Genomic DNA, 19,509 nt, shown 5'->3' with positions numbered 1-19,509 from the left:
TTACCATTTTTTACTTTTTCACTACTTTTACATCTTGGACACTTCATGACTTTTTTGCTACAAAATTATGAAATCTATATTTAGTTAGCAAATCCCATGAATAAAATACTGGTAATTCAGACAGCTTTTATCGGAGATGCCATTCTGGCAACTGCTTTACTCGAAAGCCTACATAACGAATACCCAGAAGCAGCAATTGATTTTTTGGTGCGCAAAGGCAACGACAGTCTCTTCCGTCATCACCCCTTTTTACATGAGCTCATCGTTTGGGACAAGCAAACAGCAAAATACAAAGACTGGTGGCGCATACTGAAACACATACGCCGCCGTCGTTATGATGCGGTCATCAATGTGCAGCGTTTTGCTGCTACCGGCTTATGGACTGCTCTTTCGGGGGCGGCTTTCACTGCTGGCTTCAACAAAAATCCTTTTTCTTTTGCCTTCCAACACAGCGTAGCGCACCATTTCGACCGCGGGATGCACGAAATAGAACGGAACCACCAACTCATTGCCCCCTTGGTAAAACAGAAAACACCACAACGCCCACGCCTCTACCCCTCTGCCGATGACTATGCTCAAGTGGCACACTATCAAACCCAAGCCCCCTATGTATGTGTGGCACCTGCTTCGGTATGGTTCACCAAGCAATACCCCGAACACAAGTGGGTTGCCTTCCTACGAGCCTTGCCCCCCTCGCTGACGGTTTATTTGATAGGGGGACCGGCAGATTATGCATTGTGTGAACGCCTACGCTCTGCCGTAAAAGAGCGCCCTATTCATAACCTTGCTGGCAAGCTGTCTCTGCTGCAATCGGCAGCACTCATGCAAAAAGCCCTGATGAACTACGCCAACGACTCTTCGCCTCTTCATCTGGCATCTGCCATGAGTGCTCCCATCACGGCGGTATATTGCTCCACCATTCCGGGTTTTGGCTTTTACCCAGTATCTGAACAGAGTCATATTGTAGAGACGCGAGAGCTGCTGCCGTGTCGCCCTTGCGGCATTCATGGGCATAAGCAATGCCCCAAAGGGCATTTCCGTTGTGCTGAAAGCATCGAAGCCTCTCAATTAACCGCTTGTCTGCCTCCCTTGCCACAATAGGCACAAAAAAAGATAGCAGGCGGCAGGCTTTGTTTTGAAGCATTTATATGTAAAATCTTTAACTTTGGCACATGTTTTTTAAATTTCATCCTTCAAACACTGTTTAAAACCTGAAATCTATGGGATACTTATTCACCTCTGAGTCTGTATCTGAAGGGCATCCCGACAAAATTGCCGACCAAATATCGGATGCTATTTTAGATGCCATGCTTATGCAAGATGCAGATTCGCGCGTGGCTTGCGAAACGCTCGTAACCACCGGCTTGGCAGTCATTGCCGGTGAAGTAACCACCAAAGCCTATGTAGAAATCCCAGATGTCGTGCGCGAAACCATCCGCCGTATTGGCTATACCAAGCCCGAATACCGTTTCGATGCCGACTCTTGTGGTGTCATTGTAGCTCTGCACAGTCAATCGCCTGATATTGCCCGCGGCGTGGATGAAGCCGAAGGCAAAGAGCAAGGGGCTGGTGACCAAGGCATGATGTTTGGCTATGCCACCAACGAAACCCCCGAGTACATGCCTATGGCTTTGGCTTTTGCCCACCGCTTAGTAGAACGCCTTGCCTATATCCGAAAAAATGAGCCGGAATTGATGCCCTACCTGCGCCCCGACGCCAAAGCGCAAGTAACCATCGAGTATGACGACAACAACAAACCGCGTCGCGTGCATACCATCGTGGTATCTACCCAACACGACGAGTTTGATACCGACGAAAACATGCATCGCCGCATCGCCGAAGATGTAAAACGGCATGTGATTGGCGCAGTCATCCCTACCCAATATCTCGACGAGCAGACCATCTATCACATCAACCCCACCGGCAAGTTTGTGATTGGTGGACCCCATGGCGATGCGGGGCTTACCGGGCGCAAAATCATCGTGGATACCTATGGCGGAAAAGGCGCCCATGGTGGCGGAGCCTTCTCGGGCAAAGACCCCTCAAAGGTGGACCGCAGCGCAGCTTATGCCACCCGTCACATTGCTAAGAACTTGGTAGCTGCCGGCGTCGCCGATGAAGTGCTGGTACAAGTCTCTTATGCCATTGGTGTAGCACAGCCCGTATCTCTGACTGTAAACACTTTCGGCACGGCAAAAGTCAACAAAAGCGATGTAGAGATAGCTGCCATCGTAAAAGAGTTGTTCGACCTGCGCCCCAAAGCCATCATTGAGCGCTTGGGCTTGAAAAACCCCATCTATACCCCCACCGCTGCCTACGGACACATGGGACGCACTCCCTATGAAGCCGAAGTGGAAATGTTCACCGTGGACTTGGTGGAAGATGAGTACGAAAAGAAAGAGATACGCCGCAAAACCAAGAAAAAGGTTGAGTTTTTCACTTGGGAAAAGCTTGACTACGTAGATAAGGTAAAAAGCGCTTTTGGGCTGGCTTAAAGCTACTCCTTGTGCCATAAACAAAGCAGAAAAGCCCCTGAAAAAGGGGTTTTTCTGCTTTGTCTGTTGTTTGTCGTTCAAAAAACAGTAATGTGTTGATTCTTCCACTTCCTGCAATTCCTCACTCAACTCGTTTTTCTCCATTTCGTTGCTCTACTCTTTTAAAAATAGGCTCAATAGTGGGATACCTTTGTGCAGATGCAACTTATATGCAGGTGCTTTGGATGTGTCTTTAGGTGAGCATATTTTGGCGCCCTTTCAACTCAAAAACTTAAAGAGATTCATCGCTAACGCTCGAAATGAGCAAGGGGAATGCTCAAAAGGATAAGAAGGGACAAAAAACATACACAAGAGGGAAGAGCCTGTCTGTCCCCTCTCCTCTGCTTACTTCTCGGCAAATTGCCCTTGTTTTAGTTCCATGCGCAAGAAGCGCCCCGTATGGCTCTGCCGATGGGCTGCTACTTCTTCGGGCGTGCCTTCGCAAACGATGGTTCCCCCCTGTGCCCCCCCTTCCGGACCTAAGTCTATCAAATAGTCGCATACTTTGATGACATCGAGGTTGTGCTCTATGACAAGCACCGTGTTGCCCTGCTCCACCAAGCGGTTGAGGAAGTCGAGCAGGCGCTCTATATCCTGAAAATGCAAGCCGGTAGTGGGTTCGTCGAGGATGTAGAAAGTGTTGCCGGTGCTTTTGCGTATCAGCTCAGTAGCCAGCTTGATGCGCTGCGCTTCGCCGCCCGATAGTGTGGTTGCTGGCTGCCCCAGGGTCAGATACCCCAAGCCTACTTCGTTAAGCACAGTCAAGTAGCGGGCTATTTGGGGGTGATTTTCAAAGAAAGCGGCGGCTTCTTCTATGGTCATATCCAGCACGTCGGCAATAGATTTACCCTTGTAGCGCACTTCGAGGGTTTCGCGATTGTAGCGTTTGCCTTTGCAGACATCGCAAAGCACCTGCACGTCGGGCAGAAACTCCATTTCAATGGTTTTCACTCCCGCACCGCCGCAGGCTTCGCAGCGCCCCCCTTTTACGTTGAAAGAAAAGCGCCCGGCTTTGTAGCCACGTATTTTGGCTTCGGGCAAATCTTTAAACAAATTACGGATGTGGGTAAATAGTCCCGTATAGGTGGCAGGGTTAGAACGAGGCGTACGCCCGATGGGCGCTTGGTCTATTTCTATGACCTTGTCGATATGTTCCAAGCCTTCGATGCTGTCGTAAGGCAGCGGGTCGCGCTGCGAGCGGTAGAAGTGTTTACGCAGGATGGGAAAAAGAGTATGGTGGATAAGGCTGGACTTGCCCGAACCCGATACCCCCGTGATGCCAATCATAGTGCCCAAAGGGAAGCGCACGGTGATGTTTTTGAGGTTATGTCCGCGCGCACCTTTCAGTATCAACATTTTGCCATTGCCGGCGCGGCGCTTTGTCGGCACGGCTATTGCGCGCTCGCCTTTCAAATACAGGGCTGTAGGGCTGTTGGCACATGTCATTACTTCCTGCGGGCTGCCTTGGGCTACTATTCGCCCACCGTGACGCCCCGCCCCCGGACCCACATCTACAAGATGGTCGGCTGCCAACATCATCTCTTTGTCGTGCTCTACTACGATGACTGAGTTGCCTAAGTCGCGCAGGGCTTTCAAAGCACGAATCAGCTTCTCGTTGTCGCGCTGATGTAAGCCAATACTCGGCTCATCGAGCAAGTAAAGCACGCCTGTGAGTTGGGTGCCTATTTGAGTGGCAAGGCGTATGCGCTGGGCTTCGCCTCCTGAGAGGGTACGCATAGGGCGGTCGAGGGTGAGGTAATGAAGCCCCACATCCAAGAGAAAATGCACACGCTTGCTGATTTCTTTGAGTATTTCTTCGGCAATCAGCTGCTGGGTAGGATTCAAGCGCCCGGGCAATTGGTTCAGCCATGCATCCAGCTGCTGCAGGTCCATGGCAGCCACTTCGGCTATGTTTTTGCCGTCTATTTTGAAATGTAGAGATTCTTTTTTGAGGCGCGCTCCTTTACATTCGGGACAGGTTTCGCTCACTACAAACTCACCGACGAACTCGCGCATCTTAGCGGTTCCTTCTTGCAGTTGCCATTCTAAAAAAGGAATGATGCCATCGAAGCCAGTTTCCCATTCTTGCCCAGGATATTTTTTGGAAGGCACTGCCACTTTTTCCTTTGAGCCGTAAAGCAAAATATTGATAACCTCTTCGGGTAGTTTCTTGACCGGCATCGTCAACTTATAGCCGTGCTGTTTTAGGATGGCTGCTATCTTTTTGAAAACCCATATATCACGATATTCACCCAGCGGGGCAATGGCACCCTCTTCAATACTCAGCTCAGGGTCAGGAAAGACAGCCTCGCGCGGAATGTGTTCTATCACCCCCAAGCCTTCGCATGTAGGACAAGCCCCATAAGGTGAGTTGAACGAAAACATATTAGGTGCCGGGTCATCATAGGCAATGCCCGATTCGGGGCACATCAGGCGTTTAGAATAAAAGAAAGGATTGCCCGCCTCGTCGATGACCAGCAGCAGCCCGTTGCCTTCTTGAAGCGCTTTGCGTACCGACTGCGTCAAGCGGTGGCGGTCGTCCTCTTTGGGACGCAAACGGTCAATGACCAATTCTATGTCGTGGATTTTATAGCGGTCGAGCTGCATTTGGGGCTCTATGTCGCGCACCTCGCCATCTACACGCACTTTGGTATAGCCACTTTTTTCAAGCTTTTTGAACAGCTCACGGTAGTGCCCTTTGCGCCCCCGCACCAATGGGGCAAGTAGCTGTATTTTTTGCCCGGCAAAGCGCTCTAATATAGAGTTGGTGATTTGGTCTTCGGACTGCCGCACCATCTTCTTGCCGGTTACATAAGAGTAGGCTTCAGCCGCACGAGCATACAACAAACGCAAGTAGTCATATATTTCGGTGGTAGTGCCTACCGTAGAACGTGGGTTGCGTGAAGTCGTTTTTTGTTCTATGGCAATCACCGGGCTGAGTCCTTCGATGCTGTCCACATCGGGGCGCTCAAGCGTACCCAAAAAATTACGGGCATAAGAGGCGAAGCTTTCCAAATAGCGGCGTTGCCCTTCGGCATAGAGGGTATCGAATACCAAAGAAGATTTGCCACTTCCACTTACACCAGTAATGACCACCAGACGGAAACGGGGAATGTCAATATCAATATTTTTCAGGTTGTGCACACGGGCACCACTCACACGAATAAACTGCTCCATTGCTTTATTTTATCTTGCCCTTCCGATTAAACACGCTCGCCGGCAATTGGTTTTTTCAGGCATCACGCTTTTGCAATGCTTCTTGCCGCTCTTCTTTCTTCTTTACAAAGCCCGCAATAAAGATACTGATTTCATAAAGTAAAATCAGCGGCAAAGCCACAATGATTTGGCTGAAAACATCAGCAGGCGTAATGATAGCTGCCACCACGAATATAACCACGATGGCATGCCGCCTATAGATTCTCATGCTTTGTGCATCGACGATGCCCGCCTTGGCGAGGAAATAAACCAACATGGGCAGTTGAAACAACAAAGCACAGCCCAACACCAAGGTGAGGAGTGTGGACACATAGGAAATAATGTCGAATTCGTTGACGATAGAGGGGTCGAGGGTATAGTTGGCTAAGAACTGCACCGAAATAGGGGTGAGAATATAATAGCCGAAAAGAGAACCAGTAAGGAACAACAAAGAAACCACCAATACCACTCCGGTAGTTACCCGACGCTCGTTTTCATATAAACCAGGTCGCACAAAGCGCCACAATTCCCAAAACACATAAGGAAATGCAATGATTAAACCAATGACAAAGGAAGAAGTCAGGTGCATGAGAAACTGCCCTGCCATTTTTCGGCTCTGAAGGGTAAAGTTCAACTTATCGAAGCAAAGTGCCGGTGAGTCTATGAGCTGTCCCAATTCACAGAGTTTTCGGTAGGTCCAGAAGTCCAGGCGCGCGGGTCCCAGCACTATCTTACCAAAAAAGAAGTCTTTGTAAATAAAGGCTACCACTGTAAATACCAGAATTGCTAACAGCGAGCGAATCAAATGCCAGCGCAGTTCTTCGAGGTGGTCTATAAAACTCATTTCTTTGTCATCCACAGGCTTTGCCATGGGTCATGCTCTTTAATTTTGAAAAAGCAAATCTACATGCTACGGCAGGAATTTACAATTGCACGCCCAATACTGGCAAAACAGTGATGGTTTTCCTACTACCCTCCAAAGGGTGAGACCAAAGGCGGCTATTTCGCAGTTCATTAGGGATGACAAGAAAGGAAATTGCTCGAAATAATAGAGAAATACAAGGGCAAGAATGACAAAAAAGCAAAACAGCCTGCCAACAAAGGGGATTGTGTAGTGAAAAATCAACACCAAGGCACCGTATATGGTGCCTTGGCACATACAAGATTTATCTACCAGCTAAACAGCGGGAACTGCTGCATGAAAGCATGCACTTCGTGTTTGATTTGCTCAAGTGCCGAATCGTTGGCGGCATTTTGCAGACTGCGGTCTATCCAATCCACAATTTGCTCCATGTGTTCGGGGCGCAAGCCGCGGGTAGTGATGGCTGCCGTACCTACCCGTATGCCCGAAGTAACAAAAGGCGATTGGGTATCGAACGGCACCATGTTTTTGTTTACGGTGATGTCAGCTTTGCCCAAGGTTTCTTCTGCCTGTTTGCCAGTAATGCCTTTGTTGCGCAGGTCTATGAGCATCAGGTGGTTGTCTGTGCCACCAGAGATAATTTCGTATCCTCTTTTCAAAAAAGCGTCTGCCATAGCTTGCGCGTTGGCGCGCACATGCTGCACATAAGTGGCATATTCATCGGTAAGGGCTTCGTGGAAAGCCACTGCTTTAGCAGCAATCACATGCTCGAGCGGTCCACCTTGTGTGCCCGGAAATACGGCGCTGTCGAGCAGCGATGACATCATGCGCAGCTTGCCTTTATTGTCTTTGATACCGAAGGGGTTTTCAAAGTCATGACGCAGCATAATCATGCCTCCACGCGGACCACGCAGGGTTTTGTGTGTGGTGGTGGTTACGATGTGGCAGTGTTCGAGTGGGTCGTTGAGCAAACCGCGGGCAATCAAGCCGGCAGGGTGCGAAATGTCTGCCAACAACAAAGCCCCTACGCTATCGGCAATAGCACGCAGACGGGCATAATCCCAATCGCGCGAATAAGCCGAAGCACCGCATATGATGAGTTTGGGACGCTCTTTATGCGCAATTTCCTCCACTTTGTCCCAGTTGATGCGTCCGGTTTCAGGCTCTACCCCATAAAATGAAGGCTGATAGAGCTTTCCGGAAAAGTTGACGGGCGAGCCGTGCGTTAGGTGCCCTCCGTGTGCCAAGTTGAAGCCCAGTATTTTATCGCCGGGCTTGAGCACCGCCAACATCACAGCCGCATTGGCTTGTGCTCCAGAATGGGGCTGCACGTTCACCCAAGTAGCCTTGAACAATTGCTTGGCGCGCTCGATGGCTAAAGTTTCTACCTCATCTACGAATTGGCATCCACCGTAGTAACGCTTATAGGGCAAACCTTCGGCATACTTGTTGGTAAGCACGCTGCCCATGGCTTGCATTACCTGTTCCGAAACGAAGTTTTCGGAAGCAATGAGTTCAATACCGCTCTTTTGGCGGTTTTCTTCTTGGGCTATGAGGTTGAAAATGGCTTGGTCTCGATGTAGCATAAATCAAGGAATTGAATGGAATGGAATGATGGAAAAAGTGTTGTCGTGTCAAATATAAGGCAGCTAAAAGGTTGGTACAAATCCAAAAAGCTGTTCAGGCTGTTTGTTTTCTCAGGGGGGAGAATCGCTCTTTTTTTGTTCTTATTATTCCTCCTTATGTGCTGTTTTTCCAGCTGCCTTTCCTGCCCTACCCTATGGATGTAACTTTTTTACCAAGTGGCATGACATGCTTCTTAGGCTTCATTTGACAAAACCTAACAAACACAGGGCGATGCCTGATAAGTGGCACTGCCCTGTGTTTTTATTTTATCGAAGCTGCCTGTATTGATTTACGAGCACTTGCTCATGCCACAGCTCTTGCAGTTGAGGCAACCTTCTTCATAAACCAATGCATCATCACCACAGTTGGGGCATTGATTATCTGCGGGCACTGTACCATTGGGAATATAGCGTTTGAGTGCACGCACCACACCGTTTTTCCAAGTATTCAGGCTTTCGTCGTTTAGATGCAGGTCATTGACCATATCTACCACGTATTCGATGGGCATGCCATGACGCAACACGCCGGAAATCAATTTGGCGTAGTTCCAGTATTCTTTATTAAAGGTGCGCGACAAGCCCTCAATGGTTACACGGTAGCCATCTTTGTCTATGTATTGAAAATCGTAGCGCGAACGCCCTTCCTCGGTGCGATTTTTAATGACCCAACCTTTGCTTACCTGTGATAGGATAGAGAACGAATCTTCGGCGCGTCCGGTAAATATTTCATAGGGGCGCCCGTTGAGCAAGCCCACCACAGCTACCCAATCCTCGTCGTTGTTTTTAAACTGAATTACATCGGCTTCCAGTACTTTGGGGCGCTTGGGCGCATTGGTGTTTTTGAATTCTGCATTTTGGGGGTCTTCTTTTTTCTTCTTGTCTGACACAAGCACCCCCGAGCGCGACCCCTCACGATAAACGGTAATACCTTTGCATCCGACTTCCCATCCGGTCATGTAAATTTTGGCTACCATCTCCTCAGAGGTCTCTTCGGGGATGTTCACCGTTACGCTAATAGAATGGTCTACCCATTTTTGAATAGCCCCTTGCATTTTCACTTTTGCCACCCAGTCTATGTCGTTGGCTGTGGACTTGTAATAAGGCGATTGCTTAATGATGGCTTCCAGTTCTTCATAGGGCAGCTTGGCTACTTCTTCGGGGTCATAACCTTTTACCTTGAGCCAGTCTACAAATTTATGATGGAACACATGATACTCTTCCCATGCATCACCTACTTCATCGACAAAATCGACCCGCACGTTTTTATCGTTTGGATTCACTTTGCGGCGACGTTTGTAAGACACCAAAAAGACCGGCTCTATTCCTGAGGTAGTCTGTGTCATGATGCTGGTAGTGCCCGTGGGGGCAATAGTCAACAAAGCGATGTTGCGGCGCCCATGCTGGCGCATTGCTTCATAAAGGGCGGAGTCTACCTCACGCAAACGCTTGATGAAGGGGTTGTTTTCTTCGCGTGCGGCATCATAGATGGGAAATGCTCCGCGCTCTTGTGCCAGCTTCACCGACGAGCGATAAGCCTCAAGAGCCAGTGTTTTGTGTACCTGAACAGAAAAATCAATAGCTTCATCGCTGCCGTAACGGTACCCCAAAGCCGCCAGCATATCGCCTTCGGCAGTAATGCCCACACCGGTACGTCGTCCTTGTATGCACTTTTCACGTATTTTATGCCACAGACGAAACTCCCGCTCTTTGATTTCCCAATCTTCGGGGTCGTTCTCTATTTTGGCTATGATTTGGTCTATTTTTTCCAGTTCCAAATCCACGATGTCGTCCATGATGCGCAAGGCAAGTTGGGCGTGCTTTTTGAACTTTTCCCAGTTGAAGTAAGCTTCTTCTGTGAATGGTTTTTCCACATAACTGAACAGATTGATAGCCAACAGGCGGCAGCTGTCATAGGGGCAAAGCGGTATTTCGCCACAAGGGTTGGTCGATACGGTACGGAAGCCGAGGTCAGCATAGCAGTCGGGTATTGACTCCCGCAGGATGGTGTCCCAGAATAACACTCCCGGCTCTGCCGATTTCCATGCATTATGAATGATTTTTTTCCACAACTTGCGGGCATCTATTTCTTTTTTGACACGAGGTTGAGGGCTATCTATGGGAAATTGCTGCACATAGGGCTTCCCTTCTTTGACTGCCCGCATGAATTCGTCATCTATTTTCACCGACACGTTGGCACCGGTTACTTTGGTGCCATCCAGTTTGGCATCGATGAAGGCTTCGGCATCGGGGTGTTTGATAGATATGGTAAGCATCAGCGCCCCCCGACGCCCATCTTGTGCTACTTCGCGCGTAGAGTTGGAATAGCGCTCCATGAAAGGTACCACACCGGTCGAGGTCAAAGCGCTGTTCATCACCGGGGAGCCTTTGGGGCGTATATGAGAGAGGTCATGCCCTACACCACCCCGCCGTTTCATCAATTGAATTTGCTCTTCGTCTATTTTCAAGATGCCACCATAGGAATCGCTGGGTCCATCATGCCCAATTACAAAGCAGTTGGAGAGAGAGGCAATTTGAAAAGGGTTGCCGATGCCAGTCATGGGACCACCTTGGGGCACGATATAGCGAAAATCCTTGAATAGATGATAAATTTCTTCTTCGGAAAGAGGGTTGGGATATTTCAGTTCAATGCGGTGAATCTCTTTTGCCATGCGCCGGTGCATGTCGTCAGGCGTAAGCTCATAAATTCTACCGAAAGAGTCTTTCAATGCATATTTGTTGACCCACACACTGGCTGCCAGTTCATCGCCACCAAAGTATTTTTTCGAAGCCTCCAGGGCTTCGGGCACAGTGTACACGGGGCAGTCTTCAAGGGTTTGTTTGCCGGTTGATTTTAGTTCTATTTGATTCATAGGACACAGGGCTTTTATGGGGTGAGCATCGAAGGGAAATCAAGGTGTGCACGTAAGATAGGAAAAGAAAAGAGTGTGGCTTGTCGAGAAGCCAACACTCTTGTTTATGCTTTATAAATCGTATTAATAACGGTAGTGCTCAGGTTTAAAAGGACCTTCTACAGGCACCCCTATGTACTCGGCTTGTTTGGGGGTGAGGGTGTCGAGTTGTGCGCCCAGCTTAGGCAAATGCAAGCGTGCTACTTTTTCATCCAGATGCTTGGGCAGGATATAGACTTTGTTTTCGTATTTGTCGTGGTTGTTCCACAGTTCTATTTGTGCCAACACTTGGTTGGTGAATGAGCAGGACATCACGAACGAAGGATGACCGGTAGCACAACCCAAGTTCACCAAGCGCCCTTCGGCAAGCAAGATAATTTCTTTGCCATCCACATTGTACATATCTACTTGGGGCTTGATGTTCACGCGGGTATGCCCATAGTTTTGCTTGAGCCAAGCCACGTCTATTTCATTGTCGAAGTGTCCGATATTGCAAACAATGGCTTTGTCTTTCATCATTTTGAAGTGGCGCCCTACCACAATGTCGCAGTTACCGGTGGCTGTTACTATGATGTCGGCTTGCGGGATGGCGTCGTCCATGCGCATCACTTGGTAGCCGTCCATACAGGCTTGTAGGGCACAGATGGGGTCTATCTCGGTAACAATCACACGCACGCCTTGGCTACGCAACGATTGCGCCGACCCTTTGCCCACATCACCATAACCGGCTACTACTGCCACTTTGCCAGCAAGCATTATGTCAGTGGCACGGCGGATAGCATCGACCAAAGACTCGCGGCAGCCATAGCGGTTATCAAACTTCGACTTGGTTACAGAGTCGTTCACGTTGATGGCTGGCACGGGCAAAGTGCCTTTTTTCATGCGCTCATAGAGGCGATGCACGCCGGTGGTAGTTTCTTCCGAAATGCCACGTATGTCTTTGACCAATTCGGGGTATTCGTCCAATACCAAGTTGGTGAGGTCTCCCCCATCGTCCAGAATCATATTCAGGGGTTTGCCTCCTTCAAAGGCAAAGAGGGTTTGCTTAATGCACCAGATATATTCCTCTTCGGTCATGCCTTTCCATGCAAATACGGGAATGCCCCGAGCAGCAATAGCCGCTGCTGCGTGGTCTTGGGTAGAAAATATATTACAAGAAGACCAAGCTACTTCGGCACCCAACTCCACGAGCGTTTCGATGAGTACGGCAGTTTGGATGGTCATATGCAAACAGCCGGCAATGCGAGCACCTTTCAAAGGTTTTTTATCGCGATATTCTTCACGAATAGCCATCAAACCGGGCATTTCTGCCTCTGCCAAATGGATTTCCTTTCTTCCCCAATCTGCTAAATTGATGTCCTTTACCTTGTACTTCAGTTTTTCTTGAGTTGTTGCCATACTTAACTTGCCATTTATGGTAATAAAAATTGAGAATACAAAAATACGAATCTACTTTACGAAAGCCAAACGGAAAGAGTCTAAATCCTCTGATTGTCAATATTATTCATGTCGATAGTCGCAGTACCATCTTTCTTCGAAAGTATGCAGGGGCGCTTTACCGTTTTTCAATACGTCATAAACCATGTGTATGATGAAAAGGGGCGATATGCCGAAAATAAAAAACACGATTCTCGTTGCCCAAGAAAAAGGCAGTAATAAGACAAAGAGCAAAAGCAAAAGGGTGGTCCAAATAACAGAAGGGCGCATGACTTTCGTTTTACTTTGAAACGCCCTACTTAAGCAAATTGTTCATGGCGAGGATATAAAAAAAGCAGCCTTCATCGGCTGCCATTGCTTGCTGTGTTTTTGCTATGAAGCATTTTCTTTTAACTCGTTCACCACTTCGGTAATGGTTTTTTTGGCATCGCCAAACATCATGAGCGCATTCGGATAGCCAAAAAGCTCGTTTTCGATGCCTGCATAACCGGGATTCATACTACGCTTGCAGATAATAACGGTCTTGGCTTGATAAGCATTCAAGATAGGCATGCCATAAATGGGACTGCTGGGGTCTTTGAGTGCGGCAGGGTTCACCACATCGTTGGCACCAATCACCAGCACCACATCGGTATTGGCAAATTCGTCGTTGATTTGCTCCATTTCTACCAGTTTGTCATAGGGCACGTTGGCTTCTGCCAAAAGCACGTTCATGTGCCCGGGCATACGCCCTGCCACAGGATGTATGGCAAACTTCACATCAATGCCCCGCTTTTCGAGCAGCTCCATCAGCTCACGCACCACGTGCTGCGCCTGCGCTACCGCCATACCATAACCGGGTACGATAATCACCGAAGAGGCGCCGTCGAACAACATAGCAGCTTCTTCGGGATGCACTTCTTTCACTACTATCTCGCTGCTGCCTACGGCGCTACCTGAACCGCTGGTTTGCCCGAATCCTCCCAGCAGCACACTCACCAGCGAGCGGTTCATGGCTTTGCACATGATTTGGGTGAGGATGAGCCCGGAAGCCCCCACCAAAGCCCCTGCAATGATAAGTACTTGATTGTTAAGCACGAAGCCGGTGGCACACGCCGCAATGCCTGAGTAAGAGTTGAGCAAAGAAACGACTACCGGCATATCGGCTCCACCAATAGGAATGACTGTGAGCACACCCAGCAGCAGCGCGATGCCCAGCATGAGCAGCAGAGGTAGCAAATGGGCGGGTGCCTGTATGCTCCACACCGCTGCCCCCACCATTGCCAACGCCAGTACCAAATTAAGCAGATGCTGCCCGCTGAATACAATGGCTTTACCGCTTACCTTACCGCTCAACTTGCCATAAGCAATGAGTGAGCCGGTGAGGGTGATAGCCCCAATGATGATACTCACCACCGTAGTAATGGCAGTGATGAGCTCGGGCTTGCCTCCCTGCTCTATGGCAACATGCCACTGCTCAGAGGTAGCCACAAACATAGAAGCAGCACCACCAAAGCCATTGAAAAGAGCAACCATTTCGGGCATCTGTGTCATCTCTACACGTTTGGCAGCAATCCAGCCGATGGCAGTACCTACCAAAACAGTGGCAAAGATTTCGGTCCAGCTTAAGATGTTTTGGTGCATAAGGGTAACTCCTACAGCAACGAGCATGCCCACCGCAGAATAGAAGTTGCCACGCCGCGCCGTAGAAGGCTTACCCAGTAATTTAATGCCTAATATAAACAACACACTGGCAAGCAAGTAGCCCAGTGCAATGATGAGTTCTCGGTTTGTCATGACTTATTTTTTCTTTTTCTTAAACATCTGCAACATACGGTCGGTCACGGCATAGCCACCTACCACATTGATGGTGGCAAACAACAAGGCAGCAATGCCCAATATTTTGGAAATGGAAAAATCGCCGGGCTCGGGTCCTGTCGCCAAGATAGCCCCTACAATGGTAATACCCGAGATGGCATTCGAGCCAGACATGAGCGGGGTGTGTAGGGTAGGTGGTACTTTAGTTATCAACTCAAAACCGACAAATGTTGCCAATATGAGTACGTACAAAAGTGTAATGAATGTTTGCGTGTCCATAGAGTTTTTGCTTTTAGTTTTTCTGAAGGATTTCTTTGGTCAAAGCATGCAGCAACTCTCCATTGTGGGTGATGATGCTCTTGGCGGTGATTTCCTCTTCCATGTCCAGCTTAAAACCTTCGGGGGTTGCCAAGTGGGTCAAAAACTCATAGATGTTGCGGGCATACAGCTCACTGGCATTGACCGGCACTAAGGAAGGCAAGTTGGATTCACCAATGATGGTAACGCCGTGTTTCACTACAGTCTTATCTTTTTCGCTCAAGGCACAGTTCCCGCCCGAGGCTACTGCCATGTCCACAATCACCGAGCCGGGTTTCATCGATTGCACCATCTCTTCGGTAACCAACAGAGGGGCTCGTTTGCCAATGACCAAAGCGGTCGTAATCACCAAATCGGCTTCTTTGATACGTCGGCTGATGAGTTCCTTTTGCTTGCGCAAAAAGTCTTCCGATACTTCGCGGGCATAGCCGCCTTCTGTCTTTACCCCTTCGGCTTCTACTTCAAGGAAGCGCCCGCCCAATGATTCCACCTGCTCTTTGGTTTCGGGACGCACATCGGTTACTTCTACCACTGCCCCCAGTCGTCTGGCGGTGGCTATGGCTTGCAAGCCAGCTACTCCGGCACCGAAGATAAGCACGCGTGCGGGGGTGATGGTACCTGCCGCAGTCATCATCAGGGGGAAGATTTTACCCAGCGCGTCTGCCCCCATAATCACGGCTTTGTAACCCGCCAAGTTGGCTTGCGAGCTGAGCGCGTCCATTTTCTGTGCGCGCGAGATGCGCGGAATGGCATCCATAGCAAAAGCCGTAATCTTTTTTTGCAGACAAGCTTCCACCAGCGGCGGGTTGGTGTAGGGATACATAAAAGAGATGAGTACAGCTCCTTCGCGCATCTGAGCGATTTCGCTGGGGTCGGGTGCATTCACTTTCAGCACGACGTCGGCTTGTGCATAAAGTACCTCTCTTGCGACTTCTATGTGTGCACCAGCTGCTTGGTATGCTTCATCGCTGATAAAAGAGCCGACGCCAGCTCCTTGCTCTACGTGCACCTCAAAGCCTGCTTTGCAGAGCTTTTGCACGATTTCTGGCGTGAGCGCTACTCTTCGTTCACGCTCTGCCAATTCTTTGAGAACACAGACTTTCAAGATATTTTTTGTTTTTAATTGCCTTATGTCCCGAAATATTAAAACAAGAAAAAAGATTTAGCAAGAAAAGCATGCTACTTTTTAGCGGGCAGGTTATCGTTCCAACGGGCGGTGTTGAGCATATGAATGATATCTTTCTTTATGAAATCAATCACGGGTGCCAGTGAGTCGTTTTTGGTGGCAGTACGGAAATAGAGAGCTCCGCGCAAGAAATGCCGTACCGAATCGGTAGTGTAAAACTGAAACTGACTGGGCACTTCGCCACTTAGCTCAAATACGGCTGCTTTTTGCCCCAAGGCATTTTTAAATACAGTTTCTTCAATAGAGTATGCCTTGATTTGATGCTTGGACGTGAGGTGATAAGAGTCATTGATAAGCTCCATCAGCTTTTTTTCGGTACTGTCGCTAATGTCTTTGTAGGTTACCTGCACTTCGGCATATCCAAATTTGGGATAAATAATATGAATCCAATAAGGTTCAGCCATCCAAGAGCTATCGGGACGTATGATAGCATGTTTCGAGTATTCGAAAAAGTAGGGAAAGGTGTCGGGTAAGGATTGATATTCATGCTTAGGCAGGTCAATGCGGTTATAGCCTTTGGGTTTGGGCACATACTCTACTTCTTCCCCACATGCCGCCAGCAAGAGCATGCACAAGCAACCATACCAAAACTTTTTCATGTGCATAGCTGTTGAATTTTTTTTGCTAAATTTAACAAAAACCAACGGTTACGAATCATCGCAAATAAATCATTTAAGAAAAAAATAGGGTGTGTTATGAAACGAATCTCATCCACTCTTTTGGCTTTCTTGTTGTTGCTTACTGCCTGCCGACGACAAGAGAGCGTCATGCCCATTACTCAATTTGTGTGGGAGGTGATGGACCTATACTATCTTTGGAACGACCAAATGCCCCGGGTTGATTGGCGTAAATATACTGACCCTCATTTGCTGTTGGAAGATTTACGCTACAAACCGCGCGACCGCTGGAGTACACTCTATGACAACGGTCCCGAGTTTTTGGCTTATCTGCAATCGGGGCAACTCAAAGCCTTCGGCTTCGGTATGAAATGGGATGCCAACAATCAGCTGCGCGTTGCCTATGTGTATGCCAACAGCCCAGCAGCACGCGCCGGCTTGCAACGCGGCGATATCATCTTGGAAGTAAACGGACAAGCACCTACTCCCAATACACCTATCAGCTTCACGGAAACCAGCACGCTGAAAGTGAAAAAGAGGGACAGTGGCACGGAAGAAAGTATTACCATGACCAGAGAAGTACTGGACATCAACCCGATACTGGCTACCAGAGTCATCGAAAACAACGGAATAAAGATTGGTTATGTATGCTTCAATGTCTTTTTGAGTGATGCTGCCCCTCTCTTGAATCAAACTTTTAATTACCTGAAAAATGAAGGGGTGCAGGAAATGATTTTAGACTTGCGTTACAATGGTGGAGGCGATGTGAAGGTTGCCCAACACTTGGGCAGTTTGCTAGCACCTACTGCTGCCATAGGCAATGTGTTCATGAAACAGGTGTATAATCAAAAAAACAGTGCCAACAACAAAGTGCGTTACTTCGAAGAAAAAGATGCTCGCCTCAACCTTAGCCGCTTGGTAGTCATCACCACCGGCTCTACGGCTTCTGCCAGCGAGTTGATTATAAACGGGCTGCGTCCGTTTATGGAAGTTAAGTTGGTAGGCAGCACCACCGCAGGCAAAAATGTAGGGTCGGCGGTCTTTACGCATCTTAACTACGCATTTCTGCCTATCATCTTCGAAAGCCGCAACGCCAACGACGAATCGGATTATTATGATGGTTTCGTGCCCGACCACCAAAGCGACGACGACCTGAGCCATGACTTTGGCGACCCGCAAGAAGCTTCACTGGCAGCTGCTATCAGTTACTTGGTCAATGGCACTTTTCCGGGTGTCCAACCCCGAAAAATACCACAAAAAGCATCGCTGTGGCAAGATACCCCACCTGTGGACATAATGGTAGAGGTAGAATAAAGCAAGCCGCTGGAATGGCTGCGCACATAAAAGGCACCCTCTCATGGGTGTCTTTTTTTACAGGCTTTTTGCCCGTTAATCGTAAAACGATGCTTTGAAAAATACTTTTGCGTTCTTTTGAAGAGAGCTTAAACATAGCTTGTCATTTTCAAACTTCACATAGTGAAATCAATCGCATCAAGCAAAAAAGTCAAAAGAGCTTTTTCGCTTGCGCTCGAAAGTAATAAAAAGGGCTGCCCTTCTTTGCCTTGAAGAGCAGCCCTTTTATGTTTTATATCAAACAGTTTAATACAACTTGCGCTCGAGGTTGAAGTTTTCGAGATAGTCAGCTACCCGGCGCACAAACATACCACCCAATGCGCCATCTACCACGCGGTGGTCGTAAGAGTGCGACAGGAAAACCATATGACGGATGCCAATCATATCGCCAGTAGGCGTTTCAATGACTGCTGGTTTTTTGCGGATGGCACCTATTGCTAAAATGCCTACTTGCGGCTGCATGATGATAGGGGTTCCCATCACGTTGCCAAACGAGCCCACATTAGAGATGGTGTAAGTGCCGCCGGTCAATTCGTCGGGTTTCAGTTTGTTTTCGCGGGCACGACGCGCCAAATCGTTGATGGCTTTTGCCAAACCCACGATATTGTAACGGTCGGCATTTTTCAATACAGGCACAATAAGATTGCCACTGGGCAGAGCCACAGCAATACCTATATTGATGTCTTTATGCTTGATGATTTTATCCCCATCTACCGACACATTCATCATGGGGTAGTCTTTCAGTGCCTTCACCACTGCCTCCACAATCATAGGCATGTAGGTGATGCTATCGTTTTCTTTTTGTTGGAACTCGGCTTTGATTTTGCGGCGCCAATAAACCAAATTGGTTACGTCGGCTTCTACAAAAGAAGTAACGTGAGGCGATATGTGCTTGGATTCCACCATGCGCTGTGCAATGATTTTGCGCATGCGGTCCATTTCAATGATTTCGTCGCCTTCATACACAGGAATAGGCTGCGAAGGACGCACTTTGGCGAAGAAATCGGCAGTGATGCCTTCGGTAAGCTGCACGGGCTCAGGAGCAGGGGACACCTTCTGGGTTGCCGGTGCAGTGGTTTGTGCAGGCTGTTGCAGGGCACCTTTTTTCTTTTGCTCTACGTAAGCCAAGATATCGGCTTTGGTCACACGTCCGTCTTTGCCAGTACCGGGAATACGCGCCAGCTCATCCATGTCGATGCCTTCGGTTTTGGCAATGCTCATCACCAAAGGTGAGTAAAAGCGCCCATCTTGGGGTTTGTCGAGCAACTGGATGGTCTCTGTCATTTGTGCTTCTAAAACAGCTACTTCCTGCGGAGCTGCTTCTTCTGCCTGTTTGGCACTGCCGTTCAAAGCTTGGGCTTCACCTGCACCGCCGCTGGTGGTTTGGTCGCCTTCGCCTTCGGTTTCAATGATGGCAATGGGCTGCCCTACGGGTACCACCTCTCCTTCTTTTACCAATATTTGTTTCAAAATGCCGGAATGGGTAGCAGGCACCTCTGTATCTACCTTATCGGTGGCTACTTCCAATATATACTCGTCTTGCTCAATGCGGTCGCCTTCTTTTTTCAGCCAGTTGATGATAGTACCTTCCATGATACTTTCGCCCATCTTGGGCATCACCATTTTTACAAGTGCCATCTGCGTGTATGTTTTGGGTTAAAAGTTTGTGTATGCAT

Annotated in this window: 14 protein-coding genes; 3 read left to right on the top strand and 11 right to left on the bottom strand. The window is 48.6% G+C overall.

What is annotated here, in order from left to right:
- The first annotated feature begins 96 nt into the window (after positions 1-96).
- Together FHS56_RS09600 and metK are read left to right on the top strand one after the other, a co-directional pair.
- Complete coding sequence (locus FHS56_RS09600) at positions 97-1,101, top strand: glycosyltransferase family 9 protein (RefSeq protein ID WP_166920126.1); 1,005 nt, start codon at positions 97-99, stop codon at positions 1,099-1,101.
- A gap of 119 nt (positions 1,102-1,220) precedes the next feature.
- Complete coding sequence (metK, locus tag FHS56_RS09595) at positions 1,221-2,495, top strand: methionine adenosyltransferase (RefSeq protein ID WP_166920124.1); 1,275 nt, start codon at positions 1,221-1,223, stop codon at positions 2,493-2,495.
- Between the two features lie 384 nt (positions 2,496-2,879).
- On the opposite strand, the gene uvrA is transcribed toward metK, so the two are convergent.
- The 10 genes from uvrA to gldD form a co-directional block, all read right to left on the bottom strand.
- Positions 2,880-5,711, bottom strand: a complete 2,832-nt coding sequence (gene uvrA / locus FHS56_RS09590; RefSeq protein ID WP_166920122.1) for an excinuclease ABC subunit UvrA — start codon at positions 5,709-5,711, stop codon at positions 2,880-2,882.
- Between the two features lie 55 nt (positions 5,712-5,766).
- Complete coding sequence (gene tatC, locus FHS56_RS09585) at positions 5,767-6,600, bottom strand: twin-arginine translocase subunit TatC (protein WP_166920121.1); 834 nt, start codon at positions 6,598-6,600, stop codon at positions 5,767-5,769.
- Between the two features lie 299 nt (positions 6,601-6,899).
- On the bottom strand, positions 6,900-8,177 hold the full coding sequence (locus FHS56_RS09580) for a serine hydroxymethyltransferase (protein ID WP_166920119.1): 1,278 nt from the start codon (positions 8,175-8,177) through the stop codon (positions 6,900-6,902).
- A gap of 329 nt (positions 8,178-8,506) precedes the next feature.
- Entirely contained in the window at positions 8,507-11,086 is a 2,580-nt protein-coding gene (locus FHS56_RS09575) for an adenosylcobalamin-dependent ribonucleoside-diphosphate reductase (RefSeq protein WP_166920117.1), read from the bottom strand.
- A gap of 123 nt (positions 11,087-11,209) precedes the next feature.
- The gene (gene ahcY, locus FHS56_RS09570) at positions 11,210-12,523 is read right to left on the bottom strand and encodes an adenosylhomocysteinase (protein ID WP_166920115.1); all 1,314 of its coding nucleotides are present in this window, start codon (positions 12,521-12,523) and stop codon (positions 11,210-11,212) included.
- A gap of 102 nt (positions 12,524-12,625) precedes the next feature.
- A complete protein-coding gene (locus FHS56_RS11895; RefSeq protein WP_208409661.1) occupies positions 12,626-12,832 on the bottom strand; it encodes a hypothetical protein in 207 nt (68 codons plus the stop codon).
- 102 nt (positions 12,833-12,934) lie between these two features.
- Entirely contained in the window at positions 12,935-14,338 is a 1,404-nt protein-coding gene (locus tag FHS56_RS09565; RefSeq protein ID WP_166920113.1) for an NAD(P)(+) transhydrogenase (Re/Si-specific) subunit beta, read from the bottom strand.
- 3 nt (positions 14,339-14,341) lie between these two features.
- Complete coding sequence (locus FHS56_RS09560; RefSeq protein ID WP_166920111.1) at positions 14,342-14,638, bottom strand: NAD(P) transhydrogenase subunit alpha; 297 nt, start codon at positions 14,636-14,638, stop codon at positions 14,342-14,344.
- A gap of 13 nt (positions 14,639-14,651) precedes the next feature.
- Entirely contained in the window at positions 14,652-15,782 is a 1,131-nt protein-coding gene (locus FHS56_RS09555) for a Re/Si-specific NAD(P)(+) transhydrogenase subunit alpha (RefSeq protein ID WP_166920109.1), read from the bottom strand.
- Between the two features lie 74 nt (positions 15,783-15,856).
- The gene (gldD, locus tag FHS56_RS09550; RefSeq protein ID WP_166920107.1) at positions 15,857-16,462 is read right to left on the bottom strand and encodes a gliding motility lipoprotein GldD; all 606 of its coding nucleotides are present in this window, start codon (positions 16,460-16,462) and stop codon (positions 15,857-15,859) included.
- 96 nt (positions 16,463-16,558) lie between these two features.
- Between gldD and FHS56_RS09545 the strand changes: the two genes are divergently transcribed.
- A complete protein-coding gene (locus FHS56_RS09545; protein ID WP_166920105.1) occupies positions 16,559-17,794 on the top strand; it encodes a S41 family peptidase in 1,236 nt (411 codons plus the stop codon).
- 285 nt (positions 17,795-18,079) lie between these two features.
- Here FHS56_RS09545 and FHS56_RS09540 read toward each other — a convergent pair whose 3' ends face one another.
- Complete coding sequence (locus FHS56_RS09540; RefSeq protein WP_166920103.1) at positions 18,080-19,471, bottom strand: dihydrolipoamide acetyltransferase family protein; 1,392 nt, start codon at positions 19,469-19,471, stop codon at positions 18,080-18,082.
- Between the last annotated feature and the right edge of the window lie 38 nt (positions 19,472-19,509).

It is taken from the genome of Thermonema lapsum (genome assembly GCF_011761635.1).
Lineage (GTDB): Bacteria > Bacteroidota > Bacteroidia > Cytophagales > Thermonemataceae > Thermonema > Thermonema lapsum.
Note: the sequence above shows the minus strand (reverse complement) of the source record. Positions and strands in the feature narration are given on the sequence as shown.

Excerpts from the sequence above, each read along its gene's own strand:
- FHS56_RS09540 (WP_166920103.1), bottom strand. The coding sequence starts at position 19,471 with ATGGCACTTGTAAAAATGGTGATGCCCAAGATGGGCGAAAGTATCATG.
- metK (WP_166920124.1), top strand. The coding sequence starts at position 1,221 with ATGGGATACTTATTCACCTCTGAGTCTGTATCTGAAGGGCATCCCGAC.
- uvrA (WP_166920122.1), bottom strand. The coding sequence starts at position 5,711 with ATGGAGCAGTTTATTCGTGTGAGTGGTGCCCGTGTGCACAACCTGAAA.
- FHS56_RS09545 (WP_166920105.1), top strand. The coding sequence starts at position 16,559 with ATGAAACGAATCTCATCCACTCTTTTGGCTTTCTTGTTGTTGCTTACT.
- FHS56_RS09575 (WP_166920117.1), bottom strand. The coding sequence starts at position 11,086 with ATGAATCAAATAGAACTAAAATCAACCGGCAAACAAACCCTTGAAGAC.
- FHS56_RS09560 (WP_166920111.1), bottom strand. The coding sequence starts at position 14,638 with ATGGACACGCAAACATTCATTACACTTTTGTACGTACTCATATTGGCA.
- tatC (WP_166920121.1), bottom strand. The coding sequence starts at position 6,600 with ATGGCAAAGCCTGTGGATGACAAAGAAATGAGTTTTATAGACCACCTC.
- FHS56_RS09565 (WP_166920113.1), bottom strand. The coding sequence starts at position 14,338 with ATGACAAACCGAGAACTCATCATTGCACTGGGCTACTTGCTTGCCAGT.
- gldD (WP_166920107.1), bottom strand. The coding sequence starts at position 16,462 with ATGAAAAAGTTTTGGTATGGTTGCTTGTGCATGCTCTTGCTGGCGGCA.
- FHS56_RS09580 (WP_166920119.1), bottom strand. The coding sequence starts at position 8,177 with ATGCTACATCGAGACCAAGCCATTTTCAACCTCATAGCCCAAGAAGAA.
- ahcY (WP_166920115.1), bottom strand. The coding sequence starts at position 12,523 with ATGGCAACAACTCAAGAAAAACTGAAGTACAAGGTAAAGGACATCAAT.
- FHS56_RS11895 (WP_208409661.1), bottom strand. The coding sequence starts at position 12,832 with ATGCGCCCTTCTGTTATTTGGACCACCCTTTTGCTTTTGCTCTTTGTC.
- FHS56_RS09600 (WP_166920126.1), top strand. The coding sequence starts at position 97 with ATGAATAAAATACTGGTAATTCAGACAGCTTTTATCGGAGATGCCATT.